Below are 23,176 nucleotides of genomic sequence, written 5' to 3'. Positions count from 1 at the left end.
ACTAGGTAATTAACGCCAAACGTCCCCCGATCTATTTGGCATGACATTGCAGAAACACCTTGATTAAAGCTCATATTTGGTATTCCTGAACAGGCTTTTAGTATAGACACAGGCAATCGTTAATGAAAGTTACAAACATAAATTACTAGTTATTTGTATACGCCGCTGCGTTCTCAAAACAGCATTGCTCTGCCCTCTTCTTTCCAAACGGTCCTTACACACTATGCAAAAATGCATAGGCACAGTCGGGGCGAGTTGATGAAAAAATTGATCACTTTAGCCTCCCTGTGATGCATCCCTGATATGATTGCCAATCGAATAACGGCAATCCGCCGTATCTCCTTGAAATTAGAACCTTTGTGAATACTCCTGAATTTTCCTGTTTGCCGTTAAAACCCGCCCTGCTCGAAAACATCGAATCGCTGGGTTACAGCCGGCAAACGCCGATACAAGCCGAAAGTCTGCCGCACATCCTGGAAGGCCGCGATGTGATTGCCCAAGCCAAAACCGGGAGCGGTAAAACCGCGGCCTTTGCCATCGGCCTGTTATCCCGGTTGGATTTAAGCCGCTTTAAAGTGCAAGCCCTGGTGGTATGCCCCACCCGCGAACTGGCCGACCAGGTCTGCAAGGAGATTCGCCGGCTGGCCCGTTTTACCCAAAACATCAAAATATTGGCCTTGAGTGGCGGAACGCCGTTTGCTCCACAACGCGACTCGCTGGAACATGGCGTGCATGTGGTGGTAGGCACGCCGGGCCGCTTGCAGGAACATCTGCAAAAACACAGCCTGCGTCTGGATCATTTGAAAGTCTTGGTGCTGGACGAGGCCGACCGTATGTTGGACATGGGCTTTTCCGACATCGTCACCGATGTCATTTCCCACGCCCCCAGCCACCGGCAAACCCTGCTGTTTTCGGCGACTTATGCCGACCCTATCCGAGAAATGAGCCAAAGGTTTCAGTTCAAACCGGTTTCGGTCAGCATCGACACCAGCCATCACGACAATGTGATCGAACAACGTTTTCACAAAATAGACAAAGCCCACAGACTGAACGCATTGGGTTATTTACTGGCCTATCATCGTCCTGAATCGACCGTGGTGTTTTGCAACACCAAGCGCGAATGCCAGGACGTGGCCGATACGCTGGCCAATTGCGGTTTTTCGGTGCAAGCCTTGCATGGCGATTTGGAACAAAAAGACCGTGACCAGATACTGGTTCGCTTCGCCAACAAGAGTTGCTCGGTACTCGTCGCGACCGATGTAGCCGCTAGAGGGTTGGATATTCACGACATGCAAGCCGTGATCAATTACGAACTGCCCTGGGACGCGGAAGTTTACTTGCACCGTATCGGCCGAACCGGCCGGGCCGGCAAAAAAGGACTGGCGCTCAGTCTTTGTACCGAGGCGGAACTGAATCGGGTTAAGGCCATTGAAGACTTTCAAACCCTATCCGCCCGCTGGGACGAAGTGGCGCCTTTTAAATTGGCCTATGAACAACGCTTCCAGCCGCCAATGGTGACGTTGTGGATCGATGGCGGCCGCAAGCAGAAAGTTCGTCCAGGCGATATTTTGGGCGCATTGACCGGCACGGCGGGCATAGCCGGCAGTGAAGTCGGCAAAATCGATATATTCGACAAACAAGCCTACGTTGCCATAAAACGCGAAAGTGCCGATAAGGCGCTGACTTGTTTAAGAAACGGCAAGATCAAAGGCCGCAACTTTAACGTGCATAAATCGCACTGGAGTTAGCCTGGTGTAATCACGAATCTCCCTATCATCCTGTTCGGTTTTGCTTGGTCCGGGTTCTACAGTGGCAATTGTGGTGATGGTGACTCCGTCCGTGGCCGAGGCTGTGGGGGTTAATGGCTATCGCAGCCTATGCCATACAAAAAAGCGGCGACAAGACTCACTTGCCGCCGCTTTCGGTAATTGATTTGACGGACGTCCTTGCCCGTTTATCAATCAGGCTTTGTTACGACGTTTAACGCCCAGAAAGCCCATGATCGCGCTTCCGAACAACCAGGCGGCGCCAGGAACAGGAACCGGCGCGGCAGTCAGTTCAATCGTCCGGTCGATACCATCGGCGGGATGCTGAACGTTGATATAGGCTTTATTAGCATTGAACTTGTCAAAATACAGACCGGTGCTTTCAGCGCCTTGAGTCGTCAGGCTGATCCATTTGGAAACGGATTCGGCAACACCGTCACGGTCGGCATCCAGAGCGTACCAGACATCTTCGACACCGCCATCCTGATCTTCGACGATATAGATGTTACCTTCGGAATCAATGGCCAGATTGTCGGGGTTTTTGAAAGCCACTCCGGCCTCAAGGCCCGTGGCTGCGTCCGTGGTGTGGCTATCGGCAAACAGTTTGACCTCATAGCTGGTCAGATTAAATGAATACACCCGGCCGCGTCCGTCACCGCTGTTGGCATTGTCATCGGAATCGGTGGTGGTGAAGTACAGGAATTGATCACCGTTAGCCAGAGTCTGGATTTCCAGGTCTTCGGGACGGTTGAAGCCAGTGCCCAACACATTGGCATTGTCCGCCGACGCGCGACCATCGATGGTTCCATCGGCCAATACGGTGGAAACGCCAGCCAGCGCGGCGCCAGTTAGGTCAGTGATAGCCTCCCAAGAAGCCAAACCAGTAATTGCCGCGGCATTGTTGCCTTCGAACTGGCCGCCATTACCCACTTTCATCGCAAAGGTTTGACCGGCCGCGAAAAAGTCATTACCGGTGCTAGCGAAAGGATTGGCCGAAACATATTTATAGATCGAACCGCCGTTCAATTCGTCGACGAAATACAGACTATTGTTGCTGTCGAAAGCCAAGCCTTCATGTGAAACGCGTGGAATCACGCTACGTTGCACGAAATTGGCGCTATTAGCCGCCGCCGTGGTTGGATCGGTGATTTCAAACAGGCGACCGGCAGTGCTACCTGTTCCCCAGCTTTCTTCAGCGGTCAGATAACCGCCCCAGGGTGTCCAGCGGGAAGCATCGCCGGAAGAGAAATTCTGTGTACCGGCAGCCACGATAGTGGTGGTGCGGGTGTTATAGTTGCTATCCTGCAAATCGATACGTTGAACACCGGCTTTAGTAGGCGCCGTGGTAGAAAATATTTCCCATGGCATGAACAAGTAACGGCCGGCGTTAGGGCCCGTTTCGTTGGCGGCAATCATATCCCAGTTGCCGGAATTTGATCCTGGCACTAAAGCGTTTTGGGTCGCACGGTCGGCAATGGTTTGTTGGCTGAAATTAGGCGAAGACAATTTGTACGGTGTGGCCGAGCCGGGGTTCATCGGTGTGGTATCACCGGTCATGGGGGTGAAATTGTCAAACTCGGTATCAGCCGCTTGCGCCGCCAAGGGCGACACCAGAGATGCCACTGCCGCGGCAATCAGAGTTAATTTAAAAGCCTTCATGGTTATACATTCCTGAGCAAAATGGGTTAAGTTTTGTGTGTTCCGCAAATAGCTGATTCACAGGATTTGCGGAAAGAATGTTAACCAGCTCATAAGAAATGAATTTTACAGCTCGGTTAATTTTTCAAGAAATGTAATACAAGGCTGACGTGCTTGTAGTCAGATTGACTTGCGGGACATGAAAGCCAAAATGGCAAATGAAGGTTTACCGCTTAGGGTTCAAAACTTGGCGGCCAAGGTACGGGCGTACAGCCGCCAGGATGGCGATAATTTAAGAAATTATTATGTTTCAATCGCTTACGCTTTATTCCTTATCGCTAGCCTGATTTTCCAATGTCATCTCAACGACCCGTTTACTCAACTCTTCGTCCTGCAACACGACATCGACCATGGCGTCGATAAAAACGCGAGTCTTCAAGCCATTAAATCTTGAGAATGTCTTTAATCGGTCATAGGTATGCTCGGTCAAGGCAATCTTTTTTCTGCTGTTTTTTGAATCATCCGAAGACATGATTTTTTCCTAAGCCATTGATCTATTGATGAATAAATATTGTATCGAAACACATCCGCAAAGAAAATCAATTCACTTCGGCATCCAGTCTATACCGACCGTCATTCAGCTTGTCCTGATAATCCTGCATGATAGTTTCCATCTCCACGCTATTGAATTGCAGCAGCGGCTCATCCTGCAACAAACCGGCTAAAGTGCCTTTGTTCTGATACCGTTCCAACAATTCCTTACCTGACTGGTAGAGTTTAACATTATGTTGACCGCATACCGACAATTGCTGGTCGGTGGCTTCCTGTTTGGCCTTTAATTGAGTCAGTTGGTTACCAAGTTCGGATTTATCCTGGCTGATTTGCTTATGTTTTTCGATCATCTCCAGCAATTTGGCGTGAGCTTGATCCAACCTGCCGCGCACTTCGCCATTGCTGTTTTTTTGGGCCGATAATTCGCTACCCAGTTGCTCCTTGGCCGCAACCGCCCGCGCATGGTCCTGCTTCAGCTGCTCGACTTCCGCCGCCAATCGAGCGGCCTCGGACTTGGCGGCGTCTCGCTCGCCGGTCAGGCTTTTGACCATGGCTTGCAGTTTTAATATCGCGCCATCGTTTTTGTTGGCTTCGCGCGGGGCCGCCAACGCTATCGGGTGACATAGACTTCCTAGCAACAGCACGACCAACGAATTGATTACCCATTTACGCATCCCGATACCCACCTAGAATTGAGTATTGATGTCGATTTGCAGCACATCGACGCCATACGGCGGACCTGTAATGATGTCGGCAGTCAACCAGCGGCCGCTCAACCAGACGTTTTTCATCAAGCCGTAGTTAGCACCGACAAACCAACCCTTGGTATTGGTGCCGCCCAAATGAAAATCGGAGTCGGTAAAAGCATCCAGCACCGCATCGCGCTCGACATATTTATAGGCTGCAAACAGATTCCAATTGCCCGCTAGTTGAACCTTCGGCCAACCGAAATCAGCGCGAAACTGCCAAGCGCTGGTTTTATCCTCGACAGTTTGACCGTAGAGCCGGCTAACTTCTGTCTTATCGAAACCGATGTTTTTGGCATAATCGCCGCTGAATCTTAGATGATAAGGCGCAAACAGGGCTATATCATAAGAAGCATTCAGATTGACAATATTAAAATCCGATGCCAAGCCAACCATGCCCGGACTGGTTAAAGGATTATCCCTGTCACCCTCGCGGCAAATAGTTGCCAAGGTGTTGCCTCCCTGCATAAACTCCGGCCTGGAGGCATTATTATCAAACGTATTCAGATCGCAAGTGCCGATCTTGGTTTTATTCTGCTGGGCTTGGATATTGACATAATCGTAATAGGCCACACCGACTTTCAAGTTATCTTGATTGTCGAATCCCCAATCGATACCGGCCTGACCGCCAAACAACCATTTGTCGTTAGTCCGCGCAAATTCCTGCAAGGGAAATGCTCCCGCGGTCAGGAATAAGGATCTTGCCGCATCGCCGGCGGAAACCAAGCCATCGGTATCTTGTAAATTATAGCGGATGGTGCCGGCCGCCCCTTCGAATGACAAGTCGGTATCCCAAACCATTTCGCTACCGCCGGTGAACTCTCCCCCTCCCGTATACCAAGGGTTTTTGATGCGGCCGCCCGCCAATTCGAGCCATTTAAACTTGTTGTCATCTAAGTTTTCGTATTTCAAGTAAGCTCTGTCGACGTCGAATTCGTATTTTTGACCGGTGTTGCCCAAGGTCTGATTGGTGGAAACCGGATCGCGCAGATTGCCGGTTGCCAGACGCATACCGGCGCTCAAGCCATCGGTAATCTTGGCATCGATACCCAGGCGAAAACGTTCCCTGAATCTCTGTCTGTCGTGGGTTGTGTTCAAAAACGCATCCTGGCCCGCACTGAAAAAACCGCCGGCATCATTGATAGCCGAATAATCGAAGTATGAGTTGGCGATATTATCCTTGGCCATGAACTCATGCTGCGAGCGCAACCGTATATCGCCCGACAATTTGAAGCGCTTGGTCCATTCCGGCAACGCATTCGGCAAGCCCCATTGTTCGTTCTTGGCTTTTTGCATCACGTCGCCAACCACTTCCTCGCGCAATTCGCTACGCACTTGCTGGCGAATCTCATCCTTGACAAAATCAGGCACATACGCCACCCGCACTTCATCGGCCGGCACCGCTTCCTTAACGCCGGCCGCCTTGGCTTCAGCCACTTGCTGCTCGGCATCGGCTTCAGCCTGCTTGATCATCTCATTAGCCATCTGGTCGGTAATCACGCCCTGCTTGACCAATTGTTTGATCAAACTGGTCGTGGTATTGCGCAACTTGAGCAATTCTTCCTTTTCACCGGCGTGCGCGACGCCGATCAGCCCGGACAGCGCCAAGGCCATCAGCTGTTTGTTATTCGCCATTTGTTTACCCGTTGGATGATTAAATTCGTGATGAAATTTTGAGCTTGATAGGTTGTTGCATGCCCGGAGGTGGCGCCTCGGCGACTTTGTCGAATTTGTTCAACAAGCGGCTGATCAATTCGTCAATGTCGGCATCGTTGCTGCCCTTGGTGAACTCGACCCGTTCGACCGAACCGTCGGCTTTCAGCCAAACCTTGACGATGGCCGTATAACCCTTACGCCGCAGTTCTTCGTGGCTGCTCAAAAAGTTCAGAATGCCTTTCGAGACCAATCCGTCGTACCTGGCATAGGGATTGCCGCCGCCACCGAACAAACCGTTGCCGCCCTTGCGCGCGGCCAGACCGAAACCGTCGGTGCCGGCCGTGCCTTCGGCATCCAGTCCCAAGTCGCGTGCTGGCGCTTCATCCGGTGGCGATTCGGGCATCGGCTCCGGCTCGGGTTCCGGCTCTTCGATTTTCTCCTTGATCTCGGGCTCGGGTGGCTTTTCCACCTTGGGAGGAGGAGGTGGTGGTGGTGGCGGAGGTTTCATTAAGGTGATCGGCTGAATTTTTTTCTCATTTTTGGCCGGTTTTTTATCGATGAAATCCACGATGACCTTGACCACGTAAAAAATCGCCAGCGCCGCCAGCAAACCACCTATGATTCTGGGGATATACACCCGGAAATGCTTTGTTTCGGACATGGCTGAATACGCTATTTGGTAAGACTTTGCGTCACCAAACCAACCTGGGTGATTTCCAGTTTGCCCAGCAAGGCCAAAATATCGATCACGCTTTGATACTGCACTGTGGAATCGCCCTTCACCACCACCGGCAACTCCGGATTGGCGGCCTTATACTGCATCAGGGTCGACTCCAGTTGCTCCATCGTGACCGGAAAAGTATCCAGGAAAATAGTGCCGTCGGCGGTCACGGTAATCGCCTTGGTTTGCGGCTTGGCCAAACTGGGGGTGTTGCTGGCCTTGGGTAAATTGACTTGGACGCCCTGTACCGCGGCGGTAGTCATCAAAATAAATACCACCAGCAGCACGTATGCCAAATCCAGCATCGGCGTGACGTTGATTTCGTCGTACGCGGCGTTTTCTTCTTGAACTTTCATTGTATATTCTCGTAGGTCAAGCTCGGTAGGGTACGCATTGCGTACCGGCAACCATTTCGATCAAGAGCCGGTCGAAAAGGTACGCAGTGCGTACCCTACGAATCCTCGGCATTTTTCGATGATAGTTTCGTATCGATCAGCTATGCTGCTCGGCCAGCTTGGCGACGAACTCGTCGACAAACACATGCATGTCGGCGGTCACCATCTTGATCTGACTACCCAAATAGTTGTAGCCAAACAGGGCCGGAATCGCCACGCCCAGACCGGCTACCGTCGCCACCAACGCGGCGGCAATACCCGGCGCGATTGCGTTGACATTGACTTCCCCGCTGGCCGCGATTGCGGCAAAGGTAATCATGACCCCGACCACGGTACCCAGTAGCCCCAGGAACGGGCCGCCGGAGATGGCGATAGTTAGCAGCACCATTTGCGAATTCAGTTTCTGTAGCTCGCGCACCAGCACGCCATCCATCGAAGCCTTGACCGCATTCAAGCCTTGGGCCGACAAAATTTGGTCGGCGGCATCGGCACCCACGCCTTTCGGCAGACGTTTGTTCATTTCCTGCACCCCCATATGATAGATGCGGTAGATGGAAGAACCGGCGAATGCCGCATGGTTACCGGTCAACGACAGCAACAAGGGGGATTCGTCGAAATCGGCCTGCCCTTCCTCGTCCTGATGATCCAGCTTGCTGATATTCATGGTTCCCAGCTTGCTGAAGGCTTCTTCAAACTTCTTGTTTTCGCGACTGGTACGACTCAACACGATAGCTTTAACGATCATCACCAGGGTACTGATCACAAACATCACCCCCAAAATACCGATGATCACCCAGCCGTCGATGGTGACGTTGTTCAACGTCGATACCAGATAGGATTCGCTTTCGCCTTCACTATCGGGAGTACTGTCTTCGCCGTAGTTCAACAACGCCGAACTTTGCCCCTGCATCATCGCCGCAAACTGCAAGTAATTCTGATCCCTGGCTACCTTGGCAATACCGAACTCGTCGATCGCGCCGACAAAACCGCGTGAACCGCTCAATGCCGAGCCTATACTAATGTCGCCCTGAAAAACGGACACACTGGCCGGCAACATACCGGCCGCCTTGCCATCGACATAGAAGGTATAACCTTCCTTGGTTCCGGAAACGGCCAAGTGATGCCATGCCGCCAAATTCAAACTAATCGGACTGACGATTTCCTTTCGATTTAAATCCAAAACCGGCGCCTGACCCCTAACGGATAAAATAAGTCCATCGCGTTCAAATATCACACCATCGTCCTGCGCTTGATCGATTTTGACCCAAGCGGAAACCGTCCAACCAAATTCGGCCATCATCTGGATAGCCGGAGAGGCGGCAATACGAATCGATTGATTGCCGTCGAATGCGGCCGCATCGCCCACCGCGCCGCCGTCGACGATAGTATTGCTTGCCGCGGCGGGCTGATTGGCATAGGCTGTGGCGTCCGTGACCGGACCTTGGCCAAAGTGATAAACCACCGACTGCGCGACATCGAATATACCGCCGGCATCCTGAGCATCGACCGCTTTCGGATTGCCGTAATACATCCAGATCATCGGCTCGGCCGCGTTGGCGATGTCCTTGGGCAATTTGACCCAGATCAACGCCATTTCATTGACCGGATCCAATTTTTCGACATAGAACTTCAGCGGCGTTTTATCGTCGGCCGCCAGAAAACGTAAATCCTTGCCGTTTTCAGCCAGATCCGCAAAGTAAGCAAAATTGCCGGTATGCAAACGCACCGGCACCAAGCCTTCGGCTACCAGCTTGACGCCTTCTTGCTGCAACCGTTGGGCATCGATAGTGATTTTCTTCTTATAACCCCATTCGTCATTCCACCAAGCCAGGGCCAAACCCGGCACCATCGACAGCATCAAAATTAATGTAACGATACGCTTCATGCTAATTCTCAATTCAGGATACTTACTGAATTATCGCAGCCGTTTTTTACATTTTTATGACAAGATGGCGAATTTTTGCAGTATTTATCCTACAAGCCTCGGCGCTGAAAATTGGAGATGTTTCCTCGAGGCCCGAGCCAATGTGGCCTGTCGCTCATACCCGCAGATGCCCCGAGAATATGCCAGCCTCTCGGCCACGAGGCGGAACATTGCCGGTAAGGGTTTGATTTAGCAAAACAACCAATTTCTCCGCCTACAACCTATTCCAACCGAACTCATTTGCCGGACCAAGCTGCTGCTAAAAACATCCGACTTCGGCTCCGCTCAATCAACGCCCCTTGATAGGCTTGCGGCATGGATCGGCCTCGTCAGCCTAGGACGACAGACAGTCTAGTTATGCTAGTCGCCATGGCCTACCACCTCCACGCTCAACATCCCGAGCACGGCATTGGCCGCTTGATTTGAATCCTTATCCGTACTATTGCCTACCGAACTTTCCGCCATTTGACTGACACCGGCGGTCAGATTGCCGGCGCCGGTCAAACCCGCCGCCAGGCTGCCGGTCGAGGCCACCGGAACACCGGTTGCGATACCGCCGACTTCAATATTTTTAGCCCCCAAAACGGCTGTGGCCGAAATGGTGACGCCGGTACCGCTGATACCCGCCTCGCCGGCATCGACCACCCCTTCAAGAGCAAATAAATCGACATCACCCGGAATATCGCCGGCTTCCGCCGCGGTACGAATCCCGCTGCCCGAGACGATAGGCGGGAACACGACAACCATGTTGCCATTTTCGTCAAAGGTGATTTGCGGCGGCGGCGCGGCGATCGACGATTTGGCGCCGGCACCGGCGTTGAGATCGCCCTTTGATGACCACAACATGATATCGCCGCCGGCCAGTGCAAATACCCGCGACTGGTTCACCAGAAAATCGTCGCGTATCACCGCATTAATGTCGCCGGCGCGCTGCACCACGATGCCCAGTTCGGACGGTTGTTTGGCGTCGGTTCCGGCCGCCAGACCGGCGTTGATTCCACCACCCGGCACCAACAAGTTAATAGTACCGTCGTCCAGTGTATGTATCTTGCTGAAGAACATACTCAAATCGCCGCGCCAGTCCTGGTCTGGAAACAGTGTCTCTATGGCATTCAAGCCACGTTGATAGGCGTCCATTTTTTCCGAATCTGGCGCTTTTGCGGCGGCCCTGCCGGCCGCCCTAATCTCATTCATGTACACCGACACCAGCATGGCATTCAGTTTGGGTTGTAGCGCCAGATAATCATTGGCCTCCAAGGCTTTGAAGGCGGACCAGGCTTGATCGTTACTCAAGTTAGGATCGTTGAATTTATCGCGCATGTATTCAGTAATCAATTCGCCGACCAGCAGCGCATCGGTTGGATAGACACTGTCGGTTTGCAGATATTTTTCGATGAAATCAACGTAGGCGGGTTGCTTGCCGTTCAGGCCGACTAGCGTAGTCAGAGCGGCGCCGCTATCGGCCAAGGCGGGATTGCCCAAGTCGCCGACCGTCGAAATTCCGACCGCAGCGCCCAAATCCAGATGGCGGCCGGTTTTGATCAGCACTTCACCCGAGCCGGCCACTTTGATTTCATTGATGTTCGGCGCTAACTGACCATTGACATCTCGATTACTGGTGTATTTCAAATCGCGGCCAATGTCGAATACAGTGCCGTCGTCGGCGTTGGCGTGTTGAATCCATAACAAAGTGTTCTTGAAATCGTTGCCGGTCTGTACCAGTGCTTTTTTCGCCAAATTGATCTGGACATTTTCGATATTGCCGGTCCGTGCCACCAATCTGACGGGCGTGGTGTCGTCGGCGTGAACCGGCGTGGCGGCATGCACAAAACTGGCCAGACCGAACGGATTGATTCTGGCACTGGCATCGCTCATATTACTGCGCGCCAATGGTGTCAATGCAGTAGGCAGCAAGCCGCGATCGGCATCGGACATCGCCAGACGGCTGGCCGCGCCTTGTGATTTGAAATCCTGTTCGGCCAATATATTGACATTCGCGAGCGGCGCCGGGAACAACACCAGGTCGCTATCGAGTACCACGCTGCCGCCAAACGCGGTCGCCGCCAACGTGCCGGGATAAACTTGGGCCAAGGCGGTTTGATTACTGCCCGGATTCAGAATCGGTGCAATCGCGGCAATACTGGCACCTAAATGCACATCGCCGGATAACGAACGCGCGGCAATTGCACTATCGTCGGTATAACTAAAGAAGTTGGTTTCGCCACCGTGCAGAATCATCGGGTCCGACACCCCGGCCACGCTCAATTGCCGGTTGGCCAACAGGCTGATTTGACCGTCGCCCAGCAACAGCTGCGGACCGGTGCTAAATTGGCTACCGCCGCCAATCTCGCCCCCCGCCACCAAACTAGCCTGGCCTTGACCGATTAAATAGGCGCCGCCCTTGATATCGCCGCCGGCTGCCACCCGCATGTCGCCGCTGGCACTGATCTCCAGGCTATTGCTGAACAATGCCAGAGTTTCGGGATTATTCGGATCGAAGGCGGGATCGCCGGTTTGTTTGCCGGTAGTCGGCATCATCACCGATAAGTCGACGATGTCGTTACCGGCGCTGATAGTCACATCGCCGCCGCCGAACGAACCGATATTTTGTTGGAAATTAGTTAGCAACAATCCCCAACTGGTCGGTTCGGCATAGGCCCGTGAATCGAGTCGATAACCGTCGACGATGCGGGCCTGAACCGCGGCCGGCAAACTTGCCTTATAGGCCGCCAATCCGGCCGCGTCGTTTTTCAGCGACTCCAAAGTCTGTGCGACCGGCAGCAGATACGGCTGATCCGTGACGAAATCCGCGCTACCCTGCCTGATCAACCAATCGTTGATAAACTGGCTGGTATTGGCGCCTTTAATATCGCCGCCGGCCCGAAGCAGCAGATCGCCACCGTCAACCGGATAATAGACATAAGGGGCTGATCCGATTGCCATATGCAACGCCAGGCTGCCGTAAGGATTGCTATCGGCAATACGGCCGGCGTTGTAGATCGTCGAACTGGCATCGGCCAACTCGATGTCGCCGCCGGCAACCAGTTGCATGTCGCCGCTACCGGTACGTATCGCGGTATTCGAGCCGACTTTTAGATTACCGATCGTGCCGGTGGCGGCTATATCGGCGCTGCTCAAGTCGGCGCCGGCGGTCAGGCGGTAAGACCAGGAGGCACCGGCTTGCAGCATATCGCTAAACGGAATATCGCCGAATATCGACGAAATCACCCCATCCTTGAAACCGTCCGTCAGCGACTGGTCGAAACGCAGGTCTCCTCCGGCGCGGATAGTCAGCGTGCCCGGCATCATCACCAAATCGCTACCGTCACTATAACGCCAATCGGCCAAGTCCCAACGATCGCTGACGGTTAAATTACCGTTGTAATCGACTTCGACCCCGGCCCGCAATCGGGCTCCCAATAATGCCGTCACCGCCTGCATATTGCCGGCCGTCATGTAAGCGTCGGTATCGGCTTTTATTGCCGCATAGTCATCACTGGTCAGCAAACCATTAGCATCGATATATTTCAGAACCCCTTCGGCGAAAAACTCGCTGTAGCCGTATTCAACCAAGTTGTTACTGTCGTCGTAAACCGCATTCCGTTGGGCAAAACCTTGCACGTTGCCTGCAATCGGCTGAATCTTGATGCCGTTACCGTCACGTAAAGCGCGCAAGGTGACTTCGCCGCCCTGCTCGTTGGTATTGCCGCTGACATCGATCAACGAGCCGGCTTTGATGTCGATACCTCCGATAGTGTCGTTGTCGCTGTCGGTTGACGACAACAATACCTTGCCGCCCTTATCGCCTTTAGCCGTCAGACTCGCGCCGTCGCTCAAGGTAATGCCGTCACCGGCGTATAAAGCAATTGTTCCACCTTCACTGCCGCCGTTGGCATTCAGACTACCCGATAAATCAATCGCGCCGCTATCCGCCACCAGCGTTATGTCATGCGCGTTGATGATGGAGTTTGCACCCTGTGCGATATCAGCGCTATGAGATCGAAAATAAACCGATTGGTTAACACCGGCACCGTACAGCGTTTGCATCAGGGCATCAAAACCGATGCCGGCGCTGAAACCGTCGACTTCGACATAGGCACTACCGGCCCTGGCTTGGACTTGACCGGCCAACACCAGCGATTGCTCGGCCGCTTGCAATTTCAACAGCCCCCCGGCACTATTGCCGCCGCCGCTGTCGAGATCGACCAGGGAACCCGCCGCCAATATCACCTTACCGTGATCCGAGACGGCGGTAAAATTGCCGCCCGGCGTGTAATCGTAAATATCGGCAAACTTGACCGCCCGCCCCGCCAAATCCAGTTCGGCTTGACCGCCCAAGCTGACATCGCCGGATAGGGCATGAAGGCTCAATCGACCCGACGGCAGCAAGACCCGGGTGTTAAAAGCAATACTGTCGGCAATCACCGACAACGCGGCACCAAAACCACTGGCGACTTCCTCGGTGGAAGACAACGCATTAAATTGAACATTGTACCCGGTTGAATCGATAGTCAAATCGGCGCCGCCTGACGCGGTCAGTACCGGGGTGGATAGATTCAAATCCGTCCTAATGTCCAATACGCTAATGCCGTCGGCGCGCAATTGCTTGCCGGCCAGAATGTTGACGGCATCAAAGCCTTGCATAACCAGGTTACCGCTACCGAATTCAATGTTGTCGCCGATCAAATCGAAACTACCCAACCCATCCGCAACCTGCTGACTGGAGACGCCTCGGCTGTTTTGCAAACGCAGGGTATCGGCCTGGATTCGCCCTCGGTTGCCGGACTGGCCGTGCCCGGTGAAACCGGCGCTGTCGATAACTAAGCGCTTGAAAGCAACCGCTTCTTGTAGGCCTAGATTACCGTAAATTCCTATACTATCCCGGGCCGACAGAATCAATTCATCCACCGACAGATTCAGCAATTTGCGATTGGACAGATTCAGCGCATTCCCCCCCAGATTGTCGACCTCGCCCAGATTGATTCTTTTGGCGCTCAGACTCAACGAACCTTGGCTCATCAAAATGTCGCCTTGTAAAATGGTCGAATCAGTGGCATCCAACAACATCGAATCCGAAGCCGACAGTGTCGCGCCGGCGGCAATGATCAATTGACCATTTACTTCGTCCGCATTGCTTCTGTTCAACGTTATTTGCTCATCGCCCGACAACCGCAGTAAGGCCCCGTCGCCAGTAACATTAAGAACCCTGTCACCCGTGTCGACCGGACCTTGGGCCGATAACGCCGCGCCGCTTTGTACCTCGACCTTATCGGTCGCCACTGCAATCAAATCCTTGACGCCGAGACGAGTGCCGCTAGTGAAGATCACTTCTTCCGCCCTCACCGTAATATCGGTTTCGCCGGTACTGGCGCTACGCGCGCGATCACCACCGAGCATCAAACTATCCACGCTCAGATTGTTCAAATCGCTAGCCAGCACTTCCAAAACCCCGGTTTGCGGCGATTGACTCAAACCACTGACCACGTGAATCTTATCGGCGGCTATATCCATTCTAGCGCCGCGACCACCCGCGAGGGCATCGACCATGAAAGTGCTTTCCAGTACCAGTTTATTCTGAGCCACGAGCGAAATCTGGCCGCTGTCCATCGGCAAGAACGGCGCCACGGTCTCGTTTTTCAAGGCCTGTGCCGGATAATAATCGTTGGCCAAGTGCTCTTCGTACTCCGAGCGTAAACGCACGTCGGCACCGTTTTCGATACGAAAGCCGGTTCGGCGCGCGTCGCGGGTACCGGCTCCAGCCTCGGTATAATAGCCGGTGACTATCGGCAAACCCTGGGTATTGAATGTCGTAATCGTTTGATCCCGCGTACCGGTTTGCGGCGTTACCAGAAATGCCCCCGGCAGTAAGGCATAGTGCGCCGGCAGGATGGTATATTCGCCGGCGGCCAAGCCCATATCATTGTCACCGCTCAAATAGACCTTGCTGCCGATTTCGCGCGACCAGCCGAGGGTGTTGTATTCGTAATGGTCGAAAGGCGACAGTTCCGAACCCAGACTTGGCAAAATGGCAAAGCCGCCTTGATATGACTGGCTACCGGTATTGAGATAGTCATACGAACCACCGGAACCCGGCAAGAATTCGTAACCATATAAATCGCCTCCACCGGAAACATCAACCGTGCTGCCTTTTTCCAAAATCAGTTCCGGCGCGTTTAGAACCAGTTTTTTCTCCGGCGGCGTGTTAAAGACTAAATTGCGAATGCTATCCAGTGGATACAACCAATCCAGTCCGGCTTGAGTCACGCCGAATGGAATAATCAGTCCTTGACCGGATACCGAGGTCAGGCTGCCATTGTGCAAGGTTAGATGATCGGCCGCGGTCAGATTGATGACGCCTAGCGGAGCCCTGATCACGCCACCCTGCTCTATCGCCGAGGCTTCGAAATTCAGGCTACCCGCCGCCGACAGCGGCGTTTCAACGCTATTGCCGCTGGATGAGATATTGATTCGGCCTAGCACATTGTTTCTGACTGCAAAAGTAAACTTGCTCAGCGTACTCGGATAAATTTGACCGGCCTTCAGGTTCAGGTTGGCGGCCGTCACCATCGCGCCTAGAAACTCGCGCTGGGCGCCGAAGCGCAAACCGACCGTGCGCAAATCGTAAGCGCTATTCAAGCTGATGGCGTTGAATTTATCCCAACGCGTAGCGCCGAACAATTCAATCCATTTAGCTTGGGCGGTAAAAATCGCCGCACCGGTGGCCGGTAATCCGCTAACTTCGCGCTGCAGACTCGACCCCATCCGAATCAATGCGCTATTCAGATTAACCACACCGTTCGCCTCGCCATTCAACCCCACCCAGTCAATGACCGCCGCATCCAGATCGATACGCGCCTTGGCGTTTAAAGTCACATTACCTTCAAAACGAATGGTATCGGGGGATTTCAACCGAATGTCGGTAAACCCTCCATCCTGTAACATGCTGGCCGAAAGGAAGCCCTGCCCCTCGTACACCTCTGGTATGCTCTCGCCGAACTCAACATCGCTATCGAATAGCGGTTCCTGGTCGTTTCTGAGCCGTACCACCAGCGGGTTATTGGGAAAAGGCGCCACCGGTTCCTGGGGCGGCGATCGCCGGGTCCGATCCAACGCAAACGAAAACCGACCGCCGCGCGCACTATCCGAGCCGACCAGACCAATGATCTTGCCGTCGAAAACCGCGCCTTCGGCCACCGAGATGTCAACCTTGCCGGCATCGCCAAATACCTGGGTTGGGGTGGTGATGTCGGCGCTATCGCCTTGCTTGGGTAAATCCAACACGGTATGGGTGCCGGAAACGTCCACCAATGATCCTTGCTCGAAAATCAGGCTGCCGCGTTGCAAATCAAAGCTAACCAGGCCGCCGTCCAGGACTTCGCCGGTTTGCCGGCCCAAGCTATCCGGAGGATTCAGACGGGTAGCACCCCGCGCCAGTAAGCGTGCGTTCGGGCCAAGCCTAACACTTTGGCTATCATCGAATTCGGCGTTAGCGGAGGATTCTATCGCTAGACGAATACTACCGCCCGGCGTATTGATGCTACCGTCGACATAGACACCACCCTGGGAGGAAACCAAGCCAACGCTACCTTGTGTATCCATCGTCACCGTGCTACCGGTCGCCAAAATGACATCGCCGCGTCCCAACAGATTCAGGCTATTGCCGGAACGCAAATGCTCTTCCAGCAAGGTCATTTGGGCAAAGTCGCGCGGACGGTCACCGCTGGCATGGTCTCTATAGTCATCATCCAGCAGCAAATTGGCGGTCTTTAGGTTCAGTTCCGTACCTTCGGAAACCGTGACACCTTCCAGGTTACCTATCAAATTGATTTCGGCAAAACCACCGTCCTGATCGAAATCGAATCGGCCATTGCTGACCCCAAGCCTTAATGGATCGATTGATTTGGCTACGCCATCACCCACGACGATTTCCGCACTGCCCAGGGTTAGTGTGCCTCCTTCGCTTAACGACGCCGCCGACAGGCTTCCGTCCAGATGCAAGCGGCTTGGGCTGGCAAAACCCTGTCCATCGGCGATCAATTCAATACTACCGCCCTTGCCCGGCGTCAATTTACCGTTCTGTGCCAACCATGCACCACCGTCGGCGTTGATTTTACCGCCCGCGCGCAAATATAGGTCACCCACCGAATTGACTTTGACCTTGCCGCCATCGACATATAAAGAATCGGTCGGCGTTTGGGTATAACCCAGCATATAATCGTTAACCCATTGGCCCGCTACATCCAGTTCAGAACCTTCGCCCAGATTCAACTCGGCCAGGGAATCGGCGATTGCCAGCGTAATTTCACCGCCGGCCGCATGCACCTTCCCTTGTATATCGATGCCGGCGGCCTGAATGTTGAATTCGCCGCCCGGCACCATGTTGATATTGGCATCGGCCGCCACTTCGACCTCCGCCAGGGTTTTGATCAGCACATGCTGGACTTCCGAGCGATTGGTTAATTCAGTCGACAATATCAAGGCTTGCGGCTGATCTTCTTGATCTTGCGGAAACGGCTCATCCTGGCCTATATCGAGGCTGTTTTTGTCGGTCTGAAACCGTACCTTTTGCAGCGCGGTCACGAAGGCGGTCGAATCGAACAAAAAATGCCCGCCATCGGCCCGATTACCGGGCCGGCGCTGATAAATCCCATTGCCCGAACCGGCGATCAACCGCCCATTCCAGGCTAAATTGGGCGCCTTGATATTCAGACTACCGGCTGCTAGACCTTCCGCATAACCGGCTTCGAATTGGGCCGAGGCGAATTGGTCGAGGATGTTCCATTCCTTGTACACGCCCCATTTCTCATGATCCTCATTGACAATACCAAAGATGCCCACATATCGTTCATTGGGATCGGCATCACTGATATCGACGACACGTCCGTATTCGGTCAATAACTTGGTGGTGCTGATATAGCCATCCTGATAATCGACCGATCCTCCGGATATGTCGATTTTAGCGCCACTGTTTATCACCACGTCGCCGCTCGATGTCAGATTGATTTCACCACCGGTACCCAGCCGCTCCTCGATACTGCGGCTAATCCTGGATTCGGCGCCACTGGTGTCTACTATTTTACTGCCTTTGCGCAAGTCGATTTTGACGGTCTCGCCCTTCAACGGCCCGGTCTTTTGCAAGGGCGCATCGCGCAGCTCAAAACTTTGCACCGAGATTTCCGCCACATTGCGTTCTATCGGAACCGCCACATTGGCTGAACCCGAGACATCGATTACGGCTCCAGTATCCATGAAAATACGGCCGCTCGTGCCTTGCAAGGGACTTTGTGGTTTATCGGTAGCGGTAATATTGACCTTGCCCGCCGGCGCCACGATGGCGGAACCGGATTGCATGCTGACTGTGTGGCCGCTAGCCTCGATATAGGATTGAGGTTGTTCCTGTTCGTCGATCGCCGATCCGCCATCGCTATCGGCGACCACCTGAGTGACACTGCCGCCGGCAAAATTAAGTTTGGCCTCGGTGCCCAAACCATCGCCCAAATCGTTATCGCGGGTGGTTTTGGTTCCCACCAATTTGCCGCCCACGGTATCGTGTTTTTCTTGCGCCAACAGCCGAATCGAACCATTCACGCTAACCGAAGTCGTCGCGCTAATGCGGCCTTGCTGATTGACCGCAAAACCGGCCAACGTCACGTTGCCCTGGCGCGCCAAAATATCGCCGGCGTTGGTCACTTTGCCGCCGGTTTCGACTTCGACCACTAATCCTGCAAACGGGCTTTCACTATCGGCGGCCTGTAGGTAAACCTTGTCCTGGCTGGCTGCCATGATGATTTGACCTTGCGCATCGGCGGTTAAGGAACCTTTATTTTCGATGGTCGGTGCCGCCAGGATGATCCGGCCAGCCTTATCCACGTTGATCTTGGCGCCGGCCTCGATCAATATTTTCGAGGTGCTAGCATCAAAAGCGCCATCAACCGCCAGCGCCGCGCGCCCATCCTCGTCGAAGACCCTGGTAATGCCGCGATTGAATACTTCATCGGTAATATTCAGGGTACTGGCCAGCACACTGTTGGCATTGACCACCGAATCCTTGCCAAACACGAAACCGTTTTTGTTATACAAATAAATCTGACCGTTGGCGATGATTTGGCCGAATATCCGGCTAGGGTCCTGCTGCTGAATCCGGTTAAGCGCAATTGAGGTGGCGTTCGGCTGTACGAACTGAACGACATTTTGCTGGCCGACATTGAAGCTTTCCCAGTTGAGTATGGCTTTATCGGTTTGCTGATCAATGCGCAAGGTATTCCCCAACACTTGATTGGTGGCACTACCGGAGCTAACCCATGCCTGAGCGGGTATCGGCAATTCAGCACGGGCAACGGCGCCAACGAACATACCGCCGGCCACTACGATACGCATACCCGCAACCAGGGGTTTCAAGCGAAAACGAATGTCCGATGAATGAATTATGTTTGATTGCCTTCTACTGACCATACTGCTGCCTTTACTCAATGTTTAATCTTGACTGTATGCGCTAACCAGGCCGCCTTGAGATTTCAAGACCCTCGGCTTGCCCTCCCCGCCTCGCAACGGGTTTGGCGTCGACACATCGAAACGATCTGTTTGTAATGGTGCTAAACGCTGACGCGATGGCACCCTGTGTAATTTCGGAGAGGCGAACTCCATACCCTTGAATCGACCCGGTTTCCGGGCCACCGGTCACCCCGGTAAATCCCCCAAAACAAAACCTTCTAAAACTCGGTAGCGATATTAAAATGCACCTTGGGATCGCCGCTCTTGACCGGTTCCAGCGAGGTGAAGGGGAAGCCCACATCCAATCCGCCACTCAAGTGTTTCCATAACTGGAAATGCAAACCCACGCCGGCACTGCTCAAAAAATCACCCTTGGAATTGCCGGGCAACGCTTCCTTGATCCAGCCCTTGGCCGCATCGAAAAAGGCCAGCACCTTCAGTTGGTCAAGATAGTCCCAGTCAGTCATACCCAAATGCGGCGAGTACAGTTCCAGCGAACCGAACACCCCGTCATCGGCCAGGGATTGAGTTTCGAAATAACCGCGCACGCTTTGAGCGCCACCCAGCGAAAATTGTTCGTTACTGATCAAGGGCGTATCCGCCACCTGGCCGGAAAACCGGCCAACCAGTTCCATGCCCAACGGCAAATTATGCTGATGCTTCAAATCGCCGGTCAGGTAAATGTAATTAGCCTTGGCCTTATAACGCTTGTTCTCGAACTCGGTTTGATCGTTACCCAAGCCACGAACCGAAAAATGCATGCCTAGATCGAATGTAGTCATCGATTCCGCGTTCTTCGCCGTTCCGCTGTATTGCGCCGTGAAGGGTAAATAGGTAATCGGGGTTTTCAAACTATCGGAGCCAATTAAGGCCAAATCTTCCTGAAAATCCTTGTAATCGACGCCCAGCGTTGCGCTATGAAAATAATTCGTTAACGGTTTTAGAGGCTTGACCAGACGGGCACCGTAAATATTACCGATACCGATCACCGACAATGCGCCGGCACTGGCTATCTGAGATGTTGACGAAGATCCGACCCCATATACCGCCAACCGGGTGCCGTCATCGAACAGCGGCATCGCATAGGTACCGGCCCAGACATCCACTTCTTCGTTGTTTTCGGGCGAGACCTGATACATCAATGATGCACTGTGCATTTGCTGCCATAGATTGTCGTATCGCAGCGAAGACACCAAGCGTAAGCGCGAGGTTGTCGCGGTATTGCGGCCGTTCAATTCCACTTTGCCATGTAACGGCAGTTCGTCCTTAACTTTCAAATCGACTTCCAGTGTGCCCGGCGTTTCGCCAGCGCGTAAAACCGGTACGATTTGCCTATCCGTACTTTCCCCAGCCAGTTCGGCCAGCTGTTTCTGCATTTTCGGCAAATTGGGCACATTGCCTTCCGCCAGTTCCGGTACGCCGGCCTTGATTTTTCCCAGCGAAAAATAGCGCGAATCCTTGACCCGCAAGCGCGAAACCTTGCCTTCCACCACCTGCAAGTAAACCACTCCGTTTTTGACATCCTGTTCCGGAATATCCACGGAAACGGTCTGATAACCTTGATTGCGGTACAGTTCCTCCAAGGCGGAGCGGGCCGACTCCACATTGTCGATGCTTTTTTTCGGACCCAAAAAAGGATAAACCGTGCGCTCCAGCTGCTTTTTATCGAGCAAGCTATTGCCCTTGACCCGCAATTCCAGCATGTCGAAAGTCGCCGGTGCAGCAGCGTTGTTCGATTGCTGCTCTTGCGTACCGGTTTCCGCTTCGACCTCCTGACTCCAGGCTTCGCCAACCGGAACGACTACACTGCATGTCAATAGGAACAATGTCCTTGCCAATGGGGTGTGGATTAACTGCATGTATGCTTTTTTTCCTAGAAAAACGGATTTCCCGATGAAAACCGCTAGCCAGCCATTTTATGACTCGTTTTTTAAGCTTTTATGACAAACGAAATCCGTATCGAAAAATGCACTGAATTTTGGTTAACCGGAGGCCGTCGTAAAACCCCATTGTTTTTCGACGGCCAACCGAAAAGCCGAGGCTGGTGACAAACAAAGGCCAAAAACCGAATATTGTCAGCGGAAGAACTGGCAGAGTTGAATGACAGCGGCGAGGTCGGCACCGAAGATTTGCAGGCTGCGCAAATGGCGAGTCGGGCTCAGGATGTTTTAGCGGGATTAAACTAATCTCGCTCCAATCCTTTTTATCTTGGCGGGAACGATTCGGGAGGCTGTTATTGCTAAGAATTTGGTTGGCAATAACTTCTCCCCGGGACATTCGAATAACGGGAACTTATTTTTGACTGAATCCAAGCGGAGGCAGAAGTCGTCAATCGATGACCCCGCATTTGCCAGGTTGTCGTTTTCATACGGTCGACATTGCCAAATGCTTGAGGATTAAGGCGATTTATGGCAATAAATGTACCCAATTCAAGCAATTTGTCGTTCGCTTCGGCTCCGCTCAGCGAACGACACATATTTGACATTGGCAATGGGTACAAACTTTCTCAAAAATTACCTAAGGCAAAGACCTCTACCGTTTTGAAATTCTGACTGGATATTCCGGCCGGCGTTTCGTTTACCTGATTGGAATAAAGTGTGCCGCTGACTTCATCAAAACAGGCGAATCGTTTTCGATGATCATTTGTCAGGTTGGAATTAGCACGCTATACCTCAAGACGTTTGATTTCAAGAGGTTATTTTTGACGGCATCCTTGGCACCGTTTCCCGGCATAAAACCACCGGGAAACGACAGTAAGGATTTATACCCTCAACAACGCCTTAGCCATTTTTTCAGAGAGTTGCTCTTCGACAAATTGCGGTTCATTGGGCGGATAGAGTTCTACTTCATCGATTTCAAAACCATATTCCTTGGCAAGCATGAGTAGTTCCTTCAGTTTCACGCACGCTTTTAATTTTTCTTTAAGAACTTCATCGCTTTTGGCTTTTTCGGAAAATTCTTTTATTACCTTGATTGACATTGATAACTCCGTGATAAGTCTGAATAGCGGATATAATATCCGTATAACCATAAAGCAAAATCACTGCCAACCTTGCAATTCGATAATATTATTTATTAAAAACAATATCTTATGCAAATACAGCATAAGCACTAATAAATTTTACCTACAAATAAAACGGTTATTTTGTCGTAATTGCTACAATCAACCACGTTGTGCTGTTTTTAACAATTTGCGGGATCGTGGAATAGAATCAACTTAAAACTTCACGACAAAGCCTCTTGCAAAATTATCGACTGATGGCATAAAAATTTCGACGTTAACCATT

The 23,176-nt window shown here is 52.7% G+C and carries 11 protein-coding genes and 1 riboswitch; of the genes, 1 reads left to right on the top strand and 10 read right to left on the bottom strand.

Annotated features, from left to right (window positions below; translation table 11 throughout):
• Window positions 1-359 precede the first annotated feature (359 nt).
• Window positions 360-1,748, top strand: coding sequence for an ATP-dependent RNA helicase DbpA (dbpA, locus tag IVG45_RS04185; RefSeq protein WP_196436635.1), 1,389 nt, complete (start codon window positions 360-362; stop codon window positions 1,746-1,748).
• Window positions 1,749-1,961: 213 nt separating this feature from the next.
• Here dbpA and IVG45_RS04180 read toward each other — a convergent pair whose 3' ends face one another.
• The 10 genes from IVG45_RS04180 to IVG45_RS04135 all read right to left on the bottom strand — a co-directional run bounded on the left by IVG45_RS04180 (window position 1,962) and on the right by IVG45_RS04135 (window position 22,869).
• Window positions 1,962-3,425, bottom strand: coding sequence for an alkaline phosphatase PhoX (locus IVG45_RS04180; protein ID WP_196436634.1), 1,464 nt, complete (start codon window positions 3,423-3,425; stop codon window positions 1,962-1,964).
• 304 nt (window positions 3,426-3,729) lie between these two features.
• Entirely contained in the window at window positions 3,730-3,936 is a 207-nt protein-coding gene (locus IVG45_RS04175; RefSeq protein WP_196436633.1) for a hypothetical protein, read from the bottom strand.
• Between the two features lie 67 nt (window positions 3,937-4,003).
• Entirely contained in the window at window positions 4,004-4,630 is a 627-nt protein-coding gene (locus IVG45_RS04170) for a hypothetical protein (protein WP_196436632.1), read from the bottom strand.
• Between the two features lie 12 nt (window positions 4,631-4,642).
• Entirely contained in the window at window positions 4,643-6,337 is a 1,695-nt protein-coding gene (locus tag IVG45_RS04165) for a putative porin (protein WP_196436631.1), read from the bottom strand.
• 19 nt (window positions 6,338-6,356) lie between these two features.
• The gene (locus IVG45_RS04160; protein ID WP_196436630.1) at window positions 6,357-7,019 is read right to left on the bottom strand and encodes a TonB C-terminal domain-containing protein; all 663 of its coding nucleotides are present in this window, start codon (window positions 7,017-7,019) and stop codon (window positions 6,357-6,359) included.
• Window positions 7,020-7,030: 11 nt separating this feature from the next.
• On the bottom strand, window positions 7,031-7,435 hold the full coding sequence (locus IVG45_RS04155) for an ExbD/TolR family protein (protein ID WP_196436629.1): 405 nt from the start codon (window positions 7,433-7,435) through the stop codon (window positions 7,031-7,033).
• Window positions 7,436-7,571: 136 nt separating this feature from the next.
• A complete protein-coding gene (locus IVG45_RS04150) occupies window positions 7,572-9,359 on the bottom strand; it encodes a DUF2341 domain-containing protein (RefSeq protein WP_196436628.1) in 1,788 nt (595 codons plus the stop codon).
• Between the two features lie 399 nt (window positions 9,360-9,758).
• Window positions 9,759-19,775: a filamentous haemagglutinin family protein gene (locus IVG45_RS04145; protein ID WP_196436627.1), complete on the bottom strand. Its 10,017-nt coding sequence runs from the start codon at window positions 19,773-19,775 to the stop codon at window positions 9,759-9,761.
• A 111-nt stretch (window positions 19,776-19,886) separates the two neighbouring features.
• Window positions 19,887-19,966: riboswitch (cyclic di-GMP riboswitch) on the bottom strand.
• A gap of 141 nt (window positions 19,967-20,107) precedes the next feature.
• Window positions 20,108-21,706, bottom strand: coding sequence for a ShlB/FhaC/HecB family hemolysin secretion/activation protein (locus tag IVG45_RS04140; RefSeq protein WP_230874746.1), 1,599 nt, complete (start codon window positions 21,704-21,706; stop codon window positions 20,108-20,110).
• 944 nt (window positions 21,707-22,650) lie between these two features.
• On the bottom strand, window positions 22,651-22,869 hold the full coding sequence (locus tag IVG45_RS04135; protein ID WP_196436625.1) for a Nif11-like leader peptide family natural product precursor: 219 nt from the start codon (window positions 22,867-22,869) through the stop codon (window positions 22,651-22,653).
• Between the last annotated feature and the right edge of the window lie 307 nt (window positions 22,870-23,176).

The organism is Methylomonas sp. LL1 (genome assembly GCF_015711015.1).
Classification (GTDB): domain Bacteria; phylum Pseudomonadota; class Gammaproteobacteria; order Methylococcales; family Methylomonadaceae; genus Methylomonas.
Note: the sequence above shows the minus strand (reverse complement) of the source record. Positions and strands in the feature narration are given on the sequence as shown.